General features: G+C 38.5%; 17 protein-coding genes and 1 pseudogene. 5 read left to right on the top strand and 13 right to left on the bottom strand.

Annotated features, from left to right (window positions below; genetic code table 11):
- Positions 1 to 33 precede the first annotated feature (33 nt).
- Both CYK16_RS04485 and CYK16_RS04480 read right to left on the bottom strand, forming a co-directional pair.
- A complete protein-coding gene (locus CYK16_RS04485; protein ID WP_060805511.1) occupies positions 34 to 2,022 on the bottom strand; it encodes an ABC transporter permease in 1,989 nt (662 codons plus the stop codon).
- 1 nt (position 2,023) lies between these two features.
- The gene (locus CYK16_RS04480) at positions 2,024 to 2,782 is read right to left on the bottom strand and encodes an ABC transporter ATP-binding protein (RefSeq protein WP_000173358.1); all 759 of its coding nucleotides are present in this window, start codon (positions 2,780 to 2,782) and stop codon (positions 2,024 to 2,026) included.
- A 427-nt stretch (positions 2,783 to 3,209) separates the two neighbouring features.
- On the opposite strand from CYK16_RS04480, the gene CYK16_RS04475 reads away from it, so the two are divergent.
- The gene (locus tag CYK16_RS04475) at positions 3,210 to 3,407 is read left to right on the top strand and encodes a hypothetical protein (protein ID WP_060805512.1); all 198 of its coding nucleotides are present in this window, start codon (positions 3,210 to 3,212) and stop codon (positions 3,405 to 3,407) included.
- Between the two features lie 203 nt (positions 3,408 to 3,610).
- Here the strand turns inward: CYK16_RS04475 and CYK16_RS04470 are convergent, their stop codons facing one another.
- Genes CYK16_RS04470 through CYK16_RS04460 form a run of 3 tightly spaced genes read right to left on the bottom strand, consistent with a single transcriptional unit; the run spans position 3,611 to position 6,507 of the window.
- Positions 3,611 to 3,883 (bottom strand): PspC domain-containing protein, encoded by a 273-nt coding sequence (locus tag CYK16_RS04470; RefSeq protein ID WP_060805513.1) that lies wholly within the window; start codon positions 3,881 to 3,883, stop codon positions 3,611 to 3,613.
- A 58-nt stretch (positions 3,884 to 3,941) separates the two neighbouring features.
- Complete coding sequence (locus CYK16_RS04465; RefSeq protein WP_060805514.1) at positions 3,942 to 4,391, bottom strand: SprT family protein; 450 nt, start codon at positions 4,389 to 4,391, stop codon at positions 3,942 to 3,944.
- Entirely contained in the window at positions 4,378 to 6,507 is a 2,130-nt protein-coding gene (locus tag CYK16_RS04460; protein WP_060805515.1) for a Tex family protein, read from the bottom strand. Before CYK16_RS04460 ends, CYK16_RS04465 begins: the two co-directional genes overlap by 14 nt.
- A 575-nt stretch (positions 6,508 to 7,082) precedes the next feature.
- Here CYK16_RS04460 and CYK16_RS10865 point away from each other — a divergent pair.
- The 4 genes and pseudogenes from CYK16_RS10865 (at position 7,083) to CYK16_RS10800 (ending at position 10,190) form a co-directional block, all read left to right on the top strand.
- A complete protein-coding gene (locus tag CYK16_RS10865) occupies positions 7,083 to 7,214 on the top strand; it encodes an SPJ_0845 family protein (RefSeq protein ID WP_000268685.1) in 132 nt (43 codons plus the stop codon).
- Positions 7,215 to 8,120, top strand: coding sequence for a permease (locus tag CYK16_RS04450; RefSeq protein WP_060805516.1), 906 nt, complete (start codon positions 7,215 to 7,217; stop codon positions 8,118 to 8,120).
- Positions 8,117 to 8,932 carry a TIGR03943 family putative permease subunit gene (locus CYK16_RS04445; protein ID WP_060805517.1) on the top strand — a complete coding sequence of 272 codons (816 nt, stop codon included), beginning with the start codon at positions 8,117 to 8,119 and terminating at the stop codon, positions 8,930 to 8,932. Before CYK16_RS04450 ends, CYK16_RS04445 begins: the two co-directional genes overlap by 4 nt.
- Positions 8,933 to 9,369: 437 nt before the next feature.
- A pseudogene (locus tag CYK16_RS10800) lies at positions 9,370 to 10,190 on the top strand (IS630 family transposase).
- Between the two features lie 320 nt (positions 10,191 to 10,510).
- Here the strand turns inward: CYK16_RS10800 and CYK16_RS04435 are convergent.
- The 8 genes from CYK16_RS04435 to CYK16_RS04400 all read right to left on the bottom strand — a co-directional run bounded on the left by CYK16_RS04435 (position 10,511) and on the right by CYK16_RS04400 (position 20,188).
- On the bottom strand, positions 10,511 to 10,768 hold the full coding sequence (locus tag CYK16_RS04435) for a DUF896 family protein (RefSeq protein WP_000372163.1): 258 nt from the start codon (positions 10,766 to 10,768) through the stop codon (positions 10,511 to 10,513).
- A gap of 41 nt (positions 10,769 to 10,809) precedes the next feature.
- Positions 10,810 to 12,846: a glycine--tRNA ligase subunit beta gene (gene glyS, locus CYK16_RS04430; RefSeq protein WP_060805518.1), complete on the bottom strand. Its 2,037-nt coding sequence runs from the start codon at positions 12,844 to 12,846 to the stop codon at positions 10,810 to 10,812.
- A 259-nt stretch (positions 12,847 to 13,105) separates the two neighbouring features.
- Complete coding sequence (gene glyQ, locus CYK16_RS04425) at positions 13,106 to 14,023, bottom strand: glycine--tRNA ligase subunit alpha (RefSeq protein ID WP_000038733.1); 918 nt, start codon at positions 14,021 to 14,023, stop codon at positions 13,106 to 13,108.
- 713 nt (positions 14,024 to 14,736) lie between these two features.
- Positions 14,737 to 15,066, bottom strand: coding sequence for a hypothetical protein (locus CYK16_RS04420; protein WP_060805519.1), 330 nt, complete (start codon positions 15,064 to 15,066; stop codon positions 14,737 to 14,739).
- Positions 15,059 to 15,910 carry a ParA family protein gene (locus tag CYK16_RS04415; protein WP_060805520.1) on the bottom strand — a complete coding sequence of 284 codons (852 nt, stop codon included), beginning with the start codon at positions 15,908 to 15,910 and terminating at the stop codon, positions 15,059 to 15,061. Before CYK16_RS04415 ends, CYK16_RS04420 begins: the two co-directional genes overlap by 8 nt.
- Positions 15,911 to 16,168: 258 nt before the next feature.
- The gene (locus tag CYK16_RS04410) at positions 16,169 to 17,011 is read right to left on the bottom strand and encodes an aldo/keto reductase (RefSeq protein WP_060805521.1); all 843 of its coding nucleotides are present in this window, start codon (positions 17,009 to 17,011) and stop codon (positions 16,169 to 16,171) included.
- Positions 17,012 to 17,087: 76 nt separating this feature from the next.
- Positions 17,088 to 18,479 carry a peptidoglycan-N-acetylglucosamine deacetylase PgdA gene (pgdA, locus tag CYK16_RS04405; RefSeq protein ID WP_060805522.1) on the bottom strand — a complete coding sequence of 464 codons (1,392 nt, stop codon included), beginning with the start codon at positions 18,477 to 18,479 and terminating at the stop codon, positions 17,088 to 17,090.
- A gap of 158 nt (positions 18,480 to 18,637) precedes the next feature.
- Positions 18,638 to 20,188 carry a ClC family H(+)/Cl(-) exchange transporter gene (locus CYK16_RS04400; RefSeq protein ID WP_060805523.1) on the bottom strand — a complete coding sequence of 517 codons (1,551 nt, stop codon included), beginning with the start codon at positions 20,186 to 20,188 and terminating at the stop codon, positions 18,638 to 18,640.
- Positions 20,189 to 20,203 lie beyond the last annotated feature (15 nt).

The raw sequence follows: 20,203 nt of genomic DNA, 5'->3' as shown, positions 1-20,203 counted from the left end.
AATACCTCGATTTTGAAGTCGAGGTATCTTTTTTTACATTTGCACAATCTTGCGATAACTTCTTGAAGTAATCATGAAAATCAGCACATAGGCGATGAGGAAGATAGCGCAGATAGACAAGGTCACAATCAACATCATAGTCGTATCCAGTACACCAATCACTTTTAAAATCAGACTAAGCATATGGTAGGCAAAGGCTAGATGTAGGAAGGCAAAGAGTAAAGGAAGGAAGAAAACAGTTAAAACCTGTTTGTTGATGGTTTGCTTGATTTGCTTTTGATCTAAACCAACTTTCTGCAAGATAATAAAGCGCTCACGGTCTTCGTAGCCTTCAGAAATTTGTTTGTAGTAGATGACCAGAACAGTTCCGACCATAAAGATAATGGATAGGAAAATACCGATAAAGAAGACACCACCAAAGAGGGCACTCATCTGAGTACTAGCATCTGATAAATTACTACCATAAACATAGCTACCTTCCGTGTTTAATTGAGCATTAAATTGATCGAGGTATTTATCATACTCGTCAGCGACCTTGAGTTGTTCTTCTTCACTGGCATTTACATTCATACCACCGTAAAACTGATTATAGATAGCCGAATCTGGGAATTGATCCAAAAAGGCTTGCAAATCAGGTACAACAAGATAATTGTAATCAGCAGTCAAAATATTAAACTGATTTGGGACATGGTTGACAATAAAATCTTTATTAAATTCTTCTTTTACAGAAAATTGATGATCATTCAGAGTTAGAGTTTTCTGTTCTTTAACTCCCTCATTCTTTGCAAAGAGTCCGACCTCATTTCCTGATAGAGACAGTTTTTGACCAGTCATGTTTTCATAATCTTTTTGGTCAAATACCATGAAAACTGTTGTGGGTTGGACACGATTTTGTCCTTTTTCAAAAAGTGTTAACTTATTTCCTTCTTGGTTTGCAACACCAAAGTAAGTATAACGAATCACTTCTTTCTCTTTAATCTTATAACCTTTGTCACTTGCAAACTGGCTCAAGAGTTTGTCCAAGTCTTCTTTTTCAACATTTTGCCCTGAAACTCCAAAATCATGAGGATTTAGAACTTTTTTAAAGCTTTCTGCGGAATTGAAAATGCTTGTCGCTGCTGACATGGTTACCAAAACCATTGTTGACAAGATAGCGATGGTTGCTAGTCCAACCGCATTTTTCTTCATACGGAAAATCAAGTTGGAAACAGAGATGAGGTTATTAGGTTGGTAATAGTATTTCTTATTTTTCTTTAAGATTTGTAGGAAGACTGTAATTCCTGCATTAAACAAGAGATAAGTACCAAAGATAACCAGCAAAACAGCTATGAAGAAGGTTGTTAAGGCTGTAAGAGGATCTTTTACCGTAAGGGCAAGATAATAGCCAATCCCTAAACTAATCGAACCAAGAATCGTTTGGAGAGGTAGGAAACGACCTTTTTTCTCACCACTAGCTTTCTCACGTGAGAGCTGAAGGGCATTCATACGGGCGATTCGAAGAGCATTCAGGAACATGAGACTTAGGAAAATCAAACCGAAGACAACAAGTACTGCAATGACAACTTTCATCTGGAAGGTAGCGACTAGTTCTACCTTTAATTTCATCAGTTTGAGTAGGAAAGCGAAAATCAACTTATCAAACAAGGCTCCAATACCGATACCTGCACCAACGGTTAAAATTCCAAATAGTATCAACTCCTTAAAGGTCATACTGATCAGGTGGCGTTTCTCCAAGCCCAGCATGCCATAAATTCCCAGTTCCTTGGAACGGTTCTTCATAACAAAACTATTGGCATAGAGGACGATAATGGCTGACGCAAGGGTGACGACGAACATACCAAATCCTAGAGTAGCTTGAATGGTGTTTCCTCCACGGATTTCCGCAATCTTAGGATTAAAGGTTAGAGAGTAAAAGAGATAGGTGACGGTGACTGCCAAGAGAACAGCCAGCGCAAAAGGATAGTAGAGTTTGCGGTTTTTAATCAAGTTCGATACCGCTAACTTATTGGTTAATCGAAACATACTAATTCACCTCGCTTGCCATGACAGTCAAGGTATCAGAGATTTCTTGGAACATCTGACGTTCTGTCTTCTCTCCTCGGTAGATTTGGTTGTAAAGAATGCCGTCCTTGATAAAGAGTACACGTTTAGCTCTGCTAGCTGCTGCTGTTGAGTGGGTTACCATGAGGATGGTTTGGCCACGCTCATTGATTTCATCAAAGACATCAAGTAAGGCTGCAGAGGACTTGGAATCAAGGGCACCTGTTGGCTCATCCGCAAGGAGAATTTCAGGTTCTGTGATGATGGCGCGGGCTACTGCTACACGCTGTTTCTGACCACCAGAAATCTCGTAAGGGTACTTCTCTTGCAATTGGTTGATGCCTAGATTCTCAGCTGTCACCACCAATTTCTTCATCATTTCCGTAATAGGTCTTCTTGACAAGACAAGAGGAAGCAAGATATTGTCCTTAACAGATAGAGTATCTAGCAAGTTAAAGTCTTGGAAGACAAAGCCCAACTTTTCACGACGGAAGCTAGAGGCCTGTGAATTTTTAATGGTTGCTGTGTCAGTTCCATTCAAGTAAACCTGACCACGACTTGGCTTATCCAGCATAGCTAGAATATTGAGCAAGGTTGATTTACCAGAACCAGACTCACCCATGATGGCAACGTAGTCACCCTTTTCGACGGTAAAGTGAATATCCTTGAGGGCTTCTACTTGGTTGCCCTGAAAACGAGTTTTATAAATTTTTTGAACGTGTTTTACATCTAAAAGTGTCATGAGAATCTCCTTTCTTAATATCCCATCAAATGAAATGTTGCTTGCATCATAGCGCATCCCAGTTGAACACGCTCGATATCTTTATGGCTTGGTTTTCTTGTTTTCTTCTGTAAGATTTGTTTCATGATGTTACTCCTTTGTTCTTTATGAGTCTAGTTTACATCAAAAAAAGACCGCTTGCCATAATCTAACCTTACAAAAGAGACTTTAATCTTACATTTTTGTAAGATTGGGGGAAATGTAGGCAAAATTACTTAGAAAATGATTTGACTTCCTATTTTAAAAATTGTAAAATATAAGTGTGAAAAGGCTTACTTTGGAAAGGAGGAAGCGGAAACTAACATTTGAGTAAGCTTACCTAGATAACATACCATTAAATTTAACACTTGCAAGTCGTTCAACCTATAAGGAAAGAAGGTGCGCTTTAATGAAACATAAAGAACATATACTCATCGGAATTCTCTATCTCCTCTCTCCATTCATCGGTCAGCTCTTACTTGAAAAAACATACTTTATCGGTACAGAATTTACAGCTACTGCTTATGCTATTTGCTGGCTATCAGTTGTTATCAGCATCCACCATTTTTCAAAAAATGTATTGTCTCAGCATGAAAAATCAGATTAGAAAACCTGAGTTTAAAATAATATTTTTGGTTTACAGATGAAGCTGGGAAAATCTTATTAAAAGTAAAAAAGCTTTAAATCAAGCAGTTTAGACTATTGATTTAAAGCTTCTTGCTTATTCCAAATCTTTTGTGGAAGGCTATTATCCATGTACAGAAAAATCCTTAAATGTGTAAGCAACTATTGTCTTATTAGCTAAGTAGCTCACCAAAACCAGCCTTCATTATCGTCAATGGCTTGGGCCTCTTTGCGTTTACGTGGGCCTGTTCCGTACATTTCTGCTTCGATTTCTTCCTTGGTTGGCATGATAGAAGCTAGGATGATATAGATAATCACGCCAAGTCCAAAGTTTGCGATTGTAAAAATGGCAAACAGAAAACGAACAAGGGTAACATCAAAGTTCCACTTATCTGACAGACCTGCCAGAACTCCTGAAATCATGCGATTTCTTCTCATTTTATAAAATTTACTGTTCATGGTATTACCTCTTTCTGCTAGGTTAGACATAGTATATCACGGGTAGGCTCGGCTTTCATCAGTCCTCAGGCTGATTTATTAGTAGCAATTTACCTCGACAAAGTCCACAGCGATAGCGTTTGGTATCAATCCTTCGCTTGCGATAATACCTTTGCTGGCAGGATTGGCAACGATAAAGCTTGAGTGGTTTAGAGTGGCTATTTGTCAAGGAGGGCACAAAGCGTAATCCATCCACTGCTTTCAACAGTTCCTTAAAATCCCGATCCTTGTGTTGATAGCCCTTCCCTTGAAAATAGAGGTGATAGTGACAGAGTTCATGGCGAACAATTTTCCTAAAAACGTCTAAACCCAGTTCCTGATAAACCTTGGGATTAAAATCCAAATGCCCATCTTTTGGGAAAAATCGCCCACCTGTCGAACGTAGACGAGAATTCCACTGAGCTTGATGGATAAAAGGTCTGCCGAAGTCTTTTAGTGAAACCTGCTTGACGTAATCAGTCAGTTTCATTTGGAGCGAGGAGCGACAGATTGACTTTTTCACGTTCAGTATCAATTTTCTTGACCCAAACGGTCACCAAATCTCCAACTGACACCACTTGACTAGGGTGTTTGATAAACTTGCGACTCATGTGGGAAATGTGAATCAAGCCGTCTTCGTGAATTCCAATGTCAACGAAGGCACCAAAGTCAACTACATTACGCACCACACCCTCTAGCTTCTGACCAACCACTAAATCCTTGATATCTAGGACATCTTGGCGAAGCACAGGTGCGTCAAAGGAATCACGGAAATCTCGACCTGGTTTGAGAAGATCTGCAATGATATCTTTAAGAGTTTCTGGACCAAGGTCTAGCTCTTGCGCCATTTCCTTGATTGATAGCGACTTGAGTTTGCCTTGGGCCTCTTCATTCAAGTCCTTGATATCCAAGCGTTTGAAGAGCTCCTTAACAGCAGTGTAATTTTCTGGGTGAACTCCTGTATTATCAAGGATATTGCTACTTTCAGGGATACGAAGGAAACCAGCTGCCTGTTCAAAAGCCTTGGCACCAAGACGAGGAACCTTCTTGATTTGAGCGCGTGAAGTGATTTTTCCTTCTTCTTCACGATACTTGACGATATTTTCAGAAATGGTTTTATTGAGTCCAGCGACATGGGAGAGAAGAGCTGGGCTGGCTGTATTGACATTGACACCGACTTGGTTAACCACTGTATCGACAACAAAGTCCAGACTTTCAGAAAGTTTCTTCTGACTGACATCATGCTGGTACTGGCCGACACCGATTGACTTAGGATCGATTTTGACCAATTCCGCAAGAGGATCTTGCAAACGACGGGCGATAGAAATAGCTGAGCGTTTTTCAACGGTCAAGTCTGGAAACTCCTGACGGGCAAGTTCACTGGCAGAATAGACCGAAGCACCACTTTCATTGACAATGACATAGCTGACTTCAGGAAAATCTTTCAGAACTTCCGCCACAAAGGCTTCACTTTCACGACTGGCCGTTCCATTTCCGATGGCAATAATCTCTACACCGTATTGACCAATCAAATCTGCCAAATCTTTCCTGGCTTCTTCGATTTGACGAGCTGATGCTGGTTTGACAGGATAAACGACCTGAGTTGTCAGCATTTTTCCTGTTGCATCCACGACAGCTAGCTTAGCACCTGTACGAAAGGCAGGGTCAAATCCTAGAACCACGCGCCCTTTCAGTGGAGCAACCAAGAGGAGATTGCGCAGGTTGTCAGAAAAGAGTTGGATAGCTCCTTCTTCTGCCTTTTCAGTTAGTTCTGTCCGAATACGGCGCTCGATAGCAGGCAAGACTTTTTTCTTAACAGATTGCTGAACCACTTCATCAATATAGGTGTTTTTGACCTTGAAACGAGCAGCAAAGAAGGCAAGAATACGGTCCGTCGCATGTTCAAAACCGACCTTCAAGACACCAAGTTTCTCCCCACGATTGAGGGCTAAGGTACGATAACCTTGCATATTTCCAACTGTCTCAGAAAAATCATAATAAATCTGAAAAACCTGTTTTTCATCAAGACTTTCATCTTTGACTTGGGAAGTGAGTTTGGAGTGTCTCAGCACTTCCTGATAAGTCATGGAACGCAAGGTCACATCTTCCGATAAGGCTTCAACCAAAATATCAACTGCACCAGACAATGCTTCCTTACCAGTCGCAAATCCTTCACAGACAAACTTTTCAGCTTCCTTCTCTAAGTCCGCTACATTCTGCAAGATTAAGCGAGCAAGTGGGAAGAGTCCGGCTTCACGGGCAATGGTTGCCTTGGTCCGACGTTTTTCCTTGTATGGAAGATAGAGTTCTTCTACATCTGCTAATTTTTCAGCAGCTAAGATAGCTTCTTCCAATTCCTTGGTCAACTTGCCTTGTTCTTGAATCTTAGCTAAAACAGCTTCCTTACGGTCGTTGAGATTTGTCAGACTTTTATCCAAGTCAATAATGGCCTTAATCGCCACCTCATCCAGACTACCAGTCATGTCCTTACGATAACGCGCGATAAAGGGAATAGTCGCCCCTTCTGCTGTCAAACTTAGAACGGTATCGATTTGCTTTAACGTCACTCCCAAATCCTGGGAGATTTTTTCATATTTTTTATCCATAAATCTATTATACCATAAGCTAAACGTTTCAAATTAGCTCTTACAGTATTTAAAAACAATATATGGGGAATAAATTTGCTTCATTTCAATATTCTATTCATTGAGAAGGTTGCAATTTAATTCTAATAGTTTACAAAAGGATCAGTGATTAATTGCACTGTTTTTATTTTTTACAAAACGCTTTATAAAGCTATTTATTGAAGTTAACGAATCAATTTTCAGAGCAAATAAAAAATCGCAAACCTGAGCTTACGGTGGGGATAATCTTTTTTGAAATTTTTAAACAAAAAAGGAGCATTTAAGCTCCCTCATTTGAAATAACGGACACTTGGCTGCTCGGTGTACCCAGCATCTCAGATACCTTTTTCAAGGTGCGGCAGGAACCTTTCTGCCCTCAAATGTCTTTCGTTAACGTTATTCTAGCACTATCTACTTTTTTGTCAAACTTTCTCAATCTACCAGACTTAATCAGGATTTATAAAGCTCTATTATTCGTTAGATACTCAATTTTAACTTTTCCCTTTTCCTCAAAATAATAGTATAATAGAGGTAGAATTTAGAATCGAGGTACACCTATGGCTGTAAAATTTACAAAACGAGACGACTTGGACAAGATGTTTGAAGAGTTTGCGAAACTCCCTGATTTGAAGCAGGTCACTTTCCCTGATGACAAAGAGAAAAAAGCCAAAGCAGAAAAGAAAAACTAGATGACTGCTTTCCAACAACTCCCATCTAGTGTGCTTCAGACTGGGGCTATTTTTCTCTCTATAATCATTGAAGCCCTACCCTTCGTTCTGATAGGAAGTATTCTCTCAGGGCTGATTGAGGTCTATATCACACCTGACAAGGTTTATCATTTTCTCCCTCGAAATCGTTGGGGGAGAATCTTTTTTGGCACCTTCGTCGGGATTCTTTTTCCCTCTTGTGAATGTGGAATTGTCCCCATTATCAATCGTTTTCTGGAAAAGAAGGTTCCCAGTTACACGGCTGTTCCCTTTCTCGTAACAGCGCCTGTTATCAATCCTATTGTTCTCTTTGCGACCTATTCTGCCTTTGGCAATTCCTTCCATATCGCCCTGTTACGAGCTCTAGGTTCCATTCTTGTAGCTGTAATACTAGGGATTTTTCTAGGATTTTTCTGGCAAGAACCGATTCAAAAAGAAAATCGGTTGGCCTGTCATGAACATGATTTTTCTCACTTGACCCCTGCAAAAAAAGTTTTTCAGGTCTTTGTGCAAGCCATTGATGAATTTTTTGATACGGGGCGTTATTTGGTATTTGGTTGTCTCTTCGCCTCTGTTATACAGGTCTATGTTCCGACACGGATTCTGACCTCTATCAGTGCAACCCCTCTTTTTGCCATCTTGCTCTTGATGCTTTTGGCCTTTCTTCTCTCTCTCTGCAGTGAGGCGGATGCCTTTATCGGTGCTTCTCTTCTCTCAAGTTTCGGCTTAGCACCAGTTTTGGCCTTTCTCGTCATTGGCCCAATGCTGGATATCAAAAATATTCTCATGATGAAAAATTACTTGAAAGCACGATTTATCAGTCATTTCATTATGATTGTGACACTCGTTGTCTTAGTCTATTCTCTCTTGATTGGAGTCATCCTATGATTCGATTTTTAGTTTTAGCTGGCTATTTTGAATTGACCATTTATCTCCATCTGTCGGGTAAATTAAACCAGTACATCAACATGCACTATTCCTATCTGGCCTATATTTCCATGGTGCTTTCCTTTATCTTGGCTATTGTTCAATTGTACATCTGGATGAAGCAAGTCAAAACCCACAGTCATTTGAACAGCCGATTAGCGAAGGTTACTAGTGTTGCTCTTCTGGCTATTCCTATTGTCGTCGGTTTAACTTTTCCAACTGTTAGCTTGGATTCTCAGACCGTTTCTGCCAAAGGCTATCATTTCCCCTTATCAGAAGGAACGGATCAAGCCATTCAGACAAGTGAAGGGACGACAAGCCAATATTTGAAACCAGATACCAGTTCTTATTTTTCAAAATCAGCCTATGAAAAGGAGATGCGAACAGCGGCGGATAAATACTTGTCCCAAGATAGCATTCAGATCACTAATGAAAACTACATGGAAGTCATGGAGGCTATCTACGACTATCCAGATGAGTTTGAGGGTAAGACAGTCCAGTTCACAGGCTTTGTCTATAACGACCCCAGTCATGCCAATAGTCAATTTCTGTTCCGCTTCGGCATTATTCACTGTATCGCAGATTCGGGTGTCTATGGATTACTGACCAAGGGAAATACCCGGCAGTATGAGAACAACACCTGGATAACAGCCAAAGGAAAACTGGTCAATCACTACCATAAAGAACTCAAACAAAATCTCCCAACTTTGGAAATCGACAGCTTTACCAAAGTCGATAAACCAGAAAATCCCTATGTGTATCGAGTGTTTTAAAAAGCAAACCAAGTTCATAAAAAATTCTAAGCAGGCAGAGCCTGCTAACTCATGACAGAAAAAGAAGTTTATCTTATAATGAAGATGAACAATACCAATCCGTGGTGTTTAATAGGTTTTTTCCTAGCCTCTAAAAAAAACTGGATGAACAAGAGTCATGAAATAACTCGAATATGCTTTGAGCATGAAAATATCTTACAATTAGCCTCTTGTTCTATTGTTCAAATAGTTAACAGGAGGTTTTTATAATGGAAGTTATGATTGAAACGTGGTGTGGAATTGATGTCCACTAAAGTCTATCGTTTGTTGTATTCTAGATGGTCCACTAGATAGCAATAAACCAAAGAAAATTCAGAAGAAATTTGGGACAACTACTGTAGCTCTTCACAATTCCTTAGATTGGATGGTATAGTTGCTTAGTTTAAAATAAGCAGCTTATAATAAAGCTATGGCATTTAGATTACATCAAAGAAGGACACAGCCATGCCAAGGCATCCAAAGTTTTTGATGTTAGCGTCAGAACTCTCTTCACGTGGGAAAAGAAAGACGTGAACAAGGACACTTAGAGAGGAAAAAGCGAGTCGTCAAAAAGCGGAAGATCTCTTTAGAAGAATTAAAAGCCTTTGTAGAGGCTCATCAAGACGCTTTTTTACGGGAAATTGCGGCACATTTTGATTGTGCTGTTCCTCCAGTATGGGTAGCTTTAAAGCAGATTAAGGTCACTTTAAAAAAGACGACTAGCTTTAAGGAACAAAATCCAGAGAAAGTCGCTGAATTTCTTGATATTTTGGATAACCTAAAAGACTTACCAATCGTATATATTGACGAAACGGGAATTGATCTCTACTTCTATCGTCCTTATGCACGGGCTCCTAGAGGGGAGAAAGTCTATGAAAAGATTAGCGGACGGCGTTTTGAGCGGACTTCAATTGTTACAGGACAAGTAGACGGAGAGTTTATAACTCCCATGGTTTACAAGGAAAGCATGACGAGTGACTTCTTTATGAAGTGGTTCAAAACGCAACTCCTGCCTGCTTTGAAGACATCTCATGTTATTGTCATGGGCAATGCTAGTTTTCATCCCAAGAACATTTTGGATGAACTTTGCATTCAAGATAAACACTTTTTCTTACCTCTACCACCTTATTCACCAGATTTGAATCCTATTAAGCAAGTTTGAGATATTTTGAAGAAGAAAGTGACTGATTTATTAAGGGAAGTTCCAAATATTTTTGAATGTTTGGGGCGCTTTTTTTAAACTAAATGACAATAATACGAGGGATTTGATGATTTTTCTTGACGATAGAAGACTTAGAGTCCATCATTTTAGAGCATATATTTATAATGGATTGAATCTAGAATAGTACACAAATGATTCTAAAACCTGTATAGAAATTAATTTGAATTCACTAATCTTTTTGTTCGTATCTTATTTCAATTCACTATATAACTCAATTCCATAATAAAACACCTCAAAAGTTAGATTTTCTAGCTCTAACTTTTGAGGTGCAGCTCATTTATGTATGATAGTCTTTTGGTTATTATTTTATCTATCCTTATTAAAAGAAAGAATATTTATTATGAATTTGGGTCATCAAGACTACGGCCATGTAAACCTTTTTCACGTTGGACTTGACGTAGTTTCTCTGGTGTAACATCGTTTCCTTCTTCGTCCACAATTTTGATTCCCTCAATGTGGTGACGAACAGAGCGACGATAACCTTCGATGTACTCCTCACGTAGTTTAGCTTGTTCCACTTTTTCTTCTGGTGTCAAGCCTTCTGCTTTTTTCTTTTTAGCAAGCTCATTGATACGATCAATTTTTTTCTGATCCATTTCTTCTCCTTTGTGATAAGATAAAGTCCGTTTATCAAATTTTATTTAGTGTTAATTTGGTTAAAACGTGCAAGTTTAGCTGCTTTTTGAGTTAAATGAGACAAGATAGCCAATCGATTTTGACGAACAGCCTGATCTTCTGCCATTACCATGGTGTTCTCAAAGAAAGCATCAATAACTGGACTAAGCGCAAAGAGCTGTTTCAATTGTTGACTGGCAGTTCCTGACAAAACGAGTGATTCTACTGCTTCTGCCAAAGCTTTTTCTTGCTCATTTTCAAAGAGAGCTGAATCAACTGTAGCAACTCCTTCTGCCTTCTCAGCCAAGTTAAAGGCACGAGAAAGCGATTCAACAGATGGTTTGAAGTCTTCTTCCTTGCTCGCTTCTACGAGAGCACTTGCCGCTTCCAACATATCCGCCACAACAAAGTTTGATCCTGCAAGAACGGCTTCCTTGATGTCTTTTGGAGTAGAACCCATCATCTTATCAACACGAGCCTTGATAAAGTCCATAACTTCAGCTTTATTTTCATAAGTCAAGCTGTCAAATTTCAATGTATAAAGGCTATCAATCAGCTCATCCATAGCAATGTGCCAACCAAAGGCATCCAAGATACGAACAACACCTTGGGTCGCACGACGAAGGGCATAAGGGTCATTAGAACCTGATGGAATCAAACCTACTGAGAAGAAACTCAAAATCGTATCCAATTTGTCTGCAATGGCAAGCACTGCACCGACCTTGCTCTCTGGAAGCTCTCCTTCAGCTGATGTAGGCATGTAGTGTTCACGAATAGCTGTTGCAACTGCTGGAGTTTCCCTAGCAAGAAGGGCATATTTCTCACCCATAATTCCTTGGAGCTCATCAAATTCACCAACCATACCTGTTAACAAGTCAAACTTGTAAATGGCAGCTGCGCGAGCTAGGTCAACTGTTTCATCCACTGACAAACCTGCTTTTTCTGCCAAGAGAATAGCAATCTGACCCGTACGAATCATGTGTTCACGAAGGGAACCAATTTTCTCATGGAAGGTTACATTGTTTAATTTTTCAACAAGATCTGAAATAACCAATTTTTGGTCTTCACGCCAGAAGAATTCTCCGTCTTCCAAACGAGCTACCAAAACTTTTTCATTTCCTTTGATGACATTTTCCAAATGCTCTGCGTTTCCGTTACGAACAGAAATGAAGTTTGACAAGAGTTTTCCATCTTGATCACGAACAACAAAGTAACGTTGGTGTTCCTTCATCGAAGTTACCAAGACTTCTTCTGGAACTTCAAGGTATTTGGCATCAAAACTTCCCATAAAGGCAGTTGGGTATTCAACCAAGTTCAAGACTTCATTAAGCAAGTCCGCATCAATTTCGATATGTACACCATGCTCAGCTTCGATTGCTTTGATTTGGTCAACAATCATTTGCTCACGTTCACGTGGATCTGCGATTACAAACTGTGCACGAAGATCTTCTTCATAGCTCAATGCTGACTGAATCTTAGTTTCTTGTCCCAAGAAACGATGACCACGGCTGACACGATCTCCCTTGATATCAAGGAAATCCAAATCAAACTCTTCTTCATCTAAAAGAACAGTTAAAGTGTGAACAGGGCGGATGTATTCAAAGGTGTTGTTAGCCCAGTGCATGCTGACAGGGAAAGTCAAGGACTTCAAGACATCTACAACACCAGGGACAATGGCTTCAACTGCTTGACCGATTTCTTCCTTGGTAACATAGACATATTCTTCACCCTTGATTTCACGGAATTCGATATCTTCAACCGTCAAGCCTTTTCCACGGACAAATCCTTGAGCTGCTTTGGTGAAGTTTCCATCACTATCCAAGGCAATTTTCTTTGCTGGCCCCTTAAAATCTTCTGTCAAATCAGACTGTTTGTCTGCAAGACCAGTTACACGAACAGCCAAACGACGTGGTGTTGAGAAGGTTTGAACAGCTTCAAAAGACAGGCGGTTTTCCTTGAGGAAAGTTGCCATTTTTTCGCCTAGTTGTTTTTCACTTGGTGTGACAACATAGGCTGGTAATTCTTCAAGACCGAGTTCTACTAATAAGTTTTTTGTCATGTTTTTTCCTTTACATTTTCTTCAATCTTTTTTGATATGCACCTTAGGTACTGGGGACGTCGCTAACTAACTTTGTGAGTCTGTATGGAAATCTAATGCAAAATTGATCAAGATTTCCAACAGTCTCATCAAAGTGGATTTAGCTGACTGATTTTTGAACCTAAGGTTTCAAAAATCCCCACATAACTGTACGGCGGTGCATATCCCTCTAGCAAGTCTTCGACTTGCCTCTAACGATTTTAGAGCACAGTATTACTCACTATTCTGCGTCTTCTGCTAAGAGTTTAGCTCGTGTTGCTTCATCCAAAAGTGGGTAGCCTAGGCGTTTGCGTTCTGCGACAAATGTTTTGGCTACGACACGGGCCAAGTTACGGATACGGGCAATATAGCCTGCACGCTCTGTTACAGATACTGCACCACGCGCGTCAAGCAGGTTAAAGGTGTGTGAACATTTGAGAACATAGTCATAGGCAGGGTGAACCAAACCTTCTTCCAAAGCACGACCAGCTTCTTTTTCAAACTTATCAAAGTTTTCCAACAACATTTCTTGGTCAGAAATTTCAAACGAATATTTTGAGTGCTCATACTCAGGCTGGATAAAGATTTCTCCGTATTTTACACCATCAGCCCACTCGATATCATAGACAGAGTCTACTTCTTGGATGTAAGAAGCCAAACGCTCCAAACCATAGGTAACTTCCGCAGTCACAGGGCCAGTTGCCAATCCACCAACTTGTTGGAAATAAGTGAACTGAGTGATTTCCATACCATCAAGCCAAACTTCCCAACCAAGACCAGCTGAACCAGTTGATGGGTTTTCCCAGTTATCCTCAACAAAACGAATATCGTGTTCCAAAGGATTGATACCCAATTTTTCCAATGACTCTAGGTAGAGCTCTTGAATGTTTGATGGTGATGGTTTCATCACCACTTGGAATTGATGGTGTTGGTAAAGACGGTTTGGATTTTCCCCGTAACGACCGTCTGCTGGACGACGTGATGGCTCTACATACGCTGCATTCCACGGCTCAGGTCCAATAGCACGAAGGAAAGTGTAAGGACTCATTGTCCCCGCACCTTTTTCATTATCATAAGCCTGCATAAGCATACAACCTTGGTCATTCCAAAATTGTTGCAAAGTCAAAATAATTTCTTGAAATGTTAATTTCTTAGACATTGTTTTCTCCTGTTTACTGTATTTGTTTAATCCTCTATTTTCAACAATAGAATCCAATTGATTTCTATAGTGTTTCCCACATAAATACTCGAGTGATATTTTTCTACGATGAAATTTCCCATTAATAAAATTATAATTCTCGAAAAGTAATAAACGATTAAATATTTTTAAAATTTGTTTAATTTTTTCTATTTTCTTCCTTTTATTATTCATTTTTTTATTTCTGAAATCATCAAAAACAAAAATTAAATCATCATTTAAAATATCTCCACCATGAACATATTCACATGATTTTCTATACTCACTTCTTATTAGCGAATATTCATCTTCAGTTAATATTAGTTCACTACTAAATTCTGATATAAATTTTTTTTTAAACTGTAAAAATACATCCTGTGTAATATGGTTTTCTTCCACTGTGACATTCATGAGTAATCTTAGATAGTTTTCTATAAAAGATCTATAATTAAAGAAATAATATCTAATTTCCCCTTTATTTATACAATCTAATATACAATATAGATCTGATATAAGTCTTGAAAAAAATATATTTAAGTTTTTATAGGCAGGATCTGTAAGAATCTTAAAGAAAATGATTTTTTTTATAATAAAAGTAATATCTTCATTTTCTATACCATCTAACGAATTAACGAAAGTATTAACTTTATTCTTTAGTAAGTCAATTTCTTTCCTTGAAATAATATTTAAAGTCATTATATCCATCCATCTAATTGATTATTAGTATTAATATTATCTTCATCAATTTTTGAAACAATAAATTTATATAATACTTTAGTTTGTTTAGCGTGACTATCATTATTTAATATTTCTCTGGTTAGCCTTGCAACTAAGAGTGTTCTAGATTTATACAAATAGTCTTTAAATCTCAAATTAAAAACATTAACAATAAAATCTTCTATATCAATATTATTTTTAAAAATTTCTTTAGATAGAACTAATTCAGAAACAATTCCAATCAATTTATAAGTTTGGATTTTACTATTCTTTAACTCATTACGGTATAAAATTAATTGTCTATTCATCTTTGCTCTCGCTCTCCAATTGACTTATTTTTTGTTCAAATTCCACACAAATTGATTCAATATCTTCTTTTGAAGATTTATATCTTGTTGGTAAAGTTCCTGATTTTCCATTCTGAATATTGTTCGCAACATTCAGACATGAATCAAAAATATTAATCTCACCTACTTCACGTTTAGTCTCAAAATCTTCTCTTAGTGAACTTTGTTTAGCTAGACCACTATCAACCATAGTATATACTAAACCAAGACAGATAATTTCTTTACGTTCTTCTTGAATTAAATTTCGTACCGCTTGTTGAAGAGATGAAATCCCTACAATCGAATATCTATCAATTCTATTTGGAATAAGATAATAATCGGATGCCATTAATGCGCTATCAGTATAAATTGTCAAAGTGGGTGGACAATCTATAATTACATAATCATAATTATCTTTAAGAGAATTATCTTCAACAAAATTTTTGATTCTATTTACAAATGAATGATCACTAGATTTGTTAACAAGAACCAAATTCAAATCTCCACAAATAAGATCAAGGTTATCTGTAAGTTCAACCTTTAACTCTGAAATAGCAGGTGAAGTGTAAGCTTTTCTCATATCAATTTGTGGCATAAATAATCTGTAAATTGTCTTATCTTTATCTAAAACCTCATTTTTATAATAATCTAATTCACTATTAGATTTATATGCATCAAGAAAAGCCTGAGTTGCATTAAACTGAGGATCCGCATCCACAAATAATACTTTCTTACCTTTAGAGGCCAATAAATCTGCAATTCCAATACTTAATGTAGTTTTCCCAACTCCACCTTTCATATTAATAAAAGAAATAATTTTTCCCATTGAATATCACCTCATGTATTATTTAAAAAGAACCGAATTTCAACACCCAAGCCTTGCGACTAGGGGCGTCAGAAACGCGGTTCCACCCTAATTTATTACTTCATTGTTTTTGAAAATAGTACAGAAAGCGCCAGCTCCTTATTTTGCCCTACTTGGCTCCCACTATCCCAAGCTCGCTTGAAGAACGCCATAAGACTTTCTTTCCTGTTGTCTATTATAGCAAAAAACAAAAAGATGTACAATTCTTTTTATGATTTTCTAGAAATCCATTTCGTCAACTTTAGGAGCTCCAGATTTGACCGTGATTCTTTTTAAGATTTCACGCTCCTCCTGACTCAGTTCAATTCCAAAGCAATCTAAATTACTCTTAATTCGAGAAGTAGTCACGGACTTAGGTAGCGGTAAAAATCCTTCTGCCAAGCTCCAAGCTAGTGCAATCTGAGCTACAGATTTTTCATGTCTAGCCGCAATTTCTTTTACCTCTTCCTGATCAAATAATTCTCCCTGACCAAAAGGTCCCCAAGCTTCCAATAAAATTCCTTTTTCTCGACAGTAATCTACTACTTCCTCTTGATACACACCTGGTGCCAAACGAACTTGATTGACCGCTGGAAGAATTTTTGCTGTTTCAAGCAAGGCATCCAAATGATGGGGAAGAAAATTACTAACCCCGATAGCACGGATTTTGCCTTCTTGATAGAGGTCTTCCATCGCTCTCCAAACTTCCGCATTTCGGATTTTCCATTGGTCATTTTCTCTGAGCGGTTTTGGATTTGGCCAATGAATCAAATACAAATCCAAATATTCCAAGCCCAGTTTCTCTAAAGACTCTTCAAAAGCCTGACGAGCTTGCTCATAGTTGTGATTTGTATTCCAGAGTTTGCTGGTTACAAAAATTTCATCACGCGGAACGCCACTATCTTGAATGGCACGACCAACGCTTTCTTCATTTTTATAAATAGCTGCCGTATCGATATGGCGATAGCCTGCCTTTAAAGCCTCTAGGACAGCTTGATAGGCAATCTCTCCATTTTCAGCTTTCCAGGTTCCAAATCCTAGAACAGGAATTAGAACGCCATTATTTAAAGTATAAGATTTCATTATTTTTCCTCTCTATGTAAAGCAAATCCAAAGAAACAAGTTCTCAAAGAAAACTTATCTCTTTAGATTTTGGGTATTATTGATCACGATCGAAATAGAGTTGGTGAGGTTTAAGACGAGCGTCTAACAAATCTGGAATAGTTACAAAATCATAACCTTGCCCTTTCAAGTAGTCGATGACCTTCGGTAGAGCATTTACACTCTCAGCATGGATATCATGCATGAGAATAATAGAACCATTCTTGACTTCACGCTGAATTTCTGTCAAAATAGATGCTTCATTTTTACTCTTCCAGTCCAGACTATCTACATCCCACATAATAAAGCTCAAATCTAAGCTATTTCGAATGTCGTCTGTAATGGCTCCATAAGGCGGACGCATGAGTTTAGAACTAGAACCCAGCACTTTAGTTAACGCATCCTCAGTATCAGTGATTTGTTTTTTGGCTTCATCAAGCGAAAGTTTTGAAAGAACGGGATGGCTCCAACTATGGTTTCCAATGACATGACCATCTGCTTTCATGCGTTTCAAAATCTCTTCATTGCCAGAAACATTCTTACCTAAAACGAAGAAAGTCGCCTTAATACCATACTTAGAAAGTGTATCTAATGCTTGAGTTGTCGTTGCAGGATTTGGTCCATCATCAAAAGTCAAGGCCACTACTTTACGATTTTTCTTCTCAAAATAAATCTTATAGAGTTCGGCATCCTTATCTAAAAGATAAGAGGACTGAATTACCTCAAAGAAACTAGATGCTGGCAAGGCAATCTCATCCAGATTTTCAACAGGCTGACTCGGATAAATAAGAATTTGGCTATCCTTATAATCAAAATTCCATGCAGACAAGTCTTGGTCAGAAAAGACTTTAACAAGTTGATCGACCTTTTCTTGCTCCAATTTCTTATCCTGTAAGAAAGAAGTCAGTTCTTTTATCAGTTGCTCTTTGGCCTTACTAGCATCTGAAAATAGTTGATCAAGGGTAAAAGGTTTACCATCTTCTGTCAAATGTACTTTTGCTAGACTAGTTTTTTCAGTCTCTTCAACTTTTGACGAAGTCAAATCATAGACTTGTTTCATCACACTTCGGTTGACAATCCCTTTTAAAGTCGCATCCTGTTTCTCCGTATAATAAAAAACCAGATTTTCTTTGTCTTCCAGATTTTCCTTAATATCCTGTGTCATGATTTCTTTTACAGATGAAATCACTTGCTCCCCTTGGAGAGGATAATAGGCAATTACTTCTGCTTGTCCCTTACGAAAATGATCCTTCTGATTTCCCTCACTCAATTGATCATCTTTCTCTTTTTTGAGCGATTCAATCTTTTGTTCAAAACTTTGTTTTGTGTATATTTTGTATCCAATCATTGAACCAAGGACACAAATACTTACTGAGAAGATAGCTACTAGGGCTATTAGACTCATTCTTATCTTATCGTGATTCTCACGCTTTGCTCTACTTTTATCCATAAGACCATCATATCAAATTCAAGCTATAATTTCAATGATTTGGGAGGAATAGTATATTAAAAAAGAGGGTTATTAAAAAATAACCGATCTCATTGCTGAGAATCGGTTTTCTAAATAAATCAAGTCGTTTTTTACATAATAAAAATTATGTAGAAGCACTACAGCAACAAATCCTTGACTTTCCCAATTTCACTTTTTGGAATAACTAGGTGAATCATATCTCCGAGATACATTCTGGTTGAACCGTTAACGGTTTGGCTCTTGCCATTATGAACTTGGGTGGTGATGAGGATGTTGTGTGGTAAATTGAGTTCGTGAACTTGTTTTCCTGCTATTTTATCTGAAACAGGGATTTCAATGAGAGTGACTTCTCCTTCATCAGTCGCCTCTTCTGGCAGCATTTTTTCAAGCATGGCCTCATAGACTGGTGCACCCTTGAGTAAATCCATGATGATGTAGGCGACCAAGGTTACTAATCCAAGTGGCATGAGGTTGCGAATGTCTCCTACCATCTCAGTTACGAGTATCATAGCAGTTAAGGGTGCCTTGGATATTGCTCCAAAATAGCCACTCATTCCTAGAATGACAAATATAGGGAATTGCTCCTGACTGACAAGTCCAAGATTGACACAAATAACACCAACTAGGGCACCAAGCAAGGAACCAAGCGCCAAAATTGGTAGGAAAATTCCTCCTGGAAGGCCACTTCCATAGCTAATCATGCTCCAAACAAAGCGAATCAAAAAGTAAACTAATAGAACTTGGAAACTAAAACCTTGCTCAGTTAGGGAAAGGACAAGCTGATTTCCACCACCAAGGATTTGGGGTAAGAAGATTCCGACTGGTAGGATGAGAATAAAAGCTAGAATTGGATAATAAGCTCTATCCAAACGGATTTTTTTACCAAGCCAATCATAAACTCTGCCAACATTGAGCACAGCTTTCTCATAGAGAAAACCAGATAGTCCAAGAAAAACTCCCATAAGAAGGTAAATCCAATACTGGTCTAGGGTCATGAGTGGGATGTTGTCTGGCATATCCAGTACGGGTGTTAGACCAAATATAAGCAGAGAAACAAAGTTTGCTACGAGACTGGCTGCGAGAGTTGAGACCCAGAAAAAGCGTGAAAAATGGTGATAGACTTCTTCTACAACAAAGAGAAGTCCTGCAATGGGAGCATTAAAGGCTGCAGCTAGACCAGCGGCAGCTCCACTAGCAATCAAGGAACGTTCCTCTACTGGACTGGATTTGAGCCATTTGGCAATTCCTTTACCACCAACCGCTCCGAGTTGAATGCTTGGTCCTTCACGCCCTAGCATAAGGCCACTAGCAATAGCCAAAATTCCTAGAATATATTTTTTCCAAAGTACGCCCCACCAGTTGAGGGTCATGAGCCCTTTCAGTTCAGCTTCGACTTGAGGAATTCCTGAACCTTTGATGTCTTTTTCTGATCGAGTTAATTTCGCACTGAGCCAACAAACTATTAAATAAAATAGACCAATGATAAAAAGATTGCGCACTAGGTGCGCTTGATCTTGATAAAGTCCTTGTATCAGGTGGAAGCCTTTTTCGATTGAAAACCGAAAAGATCCAACGATGAGTCCGACGACAAGTCCAACAATGATTCCTCGTCCAACTTGGGTTAATATAGTGCTTGAGGCAAAGGCAAATTCTTTCTTGGAGCTGAGTGTTTCTGACTGTTCCTCCATAATCATTCCTTCTAA

It is taken from the genome of Streptococcus oralis subsp. dentisani (assembly GCF_002860905.1).
Classification (GTDB): domain Bacteria; phylum Bacillota; class Bacilli; order Lactobacillales; family Streptococcaceae; genus Streptococcus; species Streptococcus oralis_BA.
The sequence above is the reverse complement of the archived record's forward strand: the minus strand, read 5'-3'. Positions and strand labels throughout refer to the sequence as shown.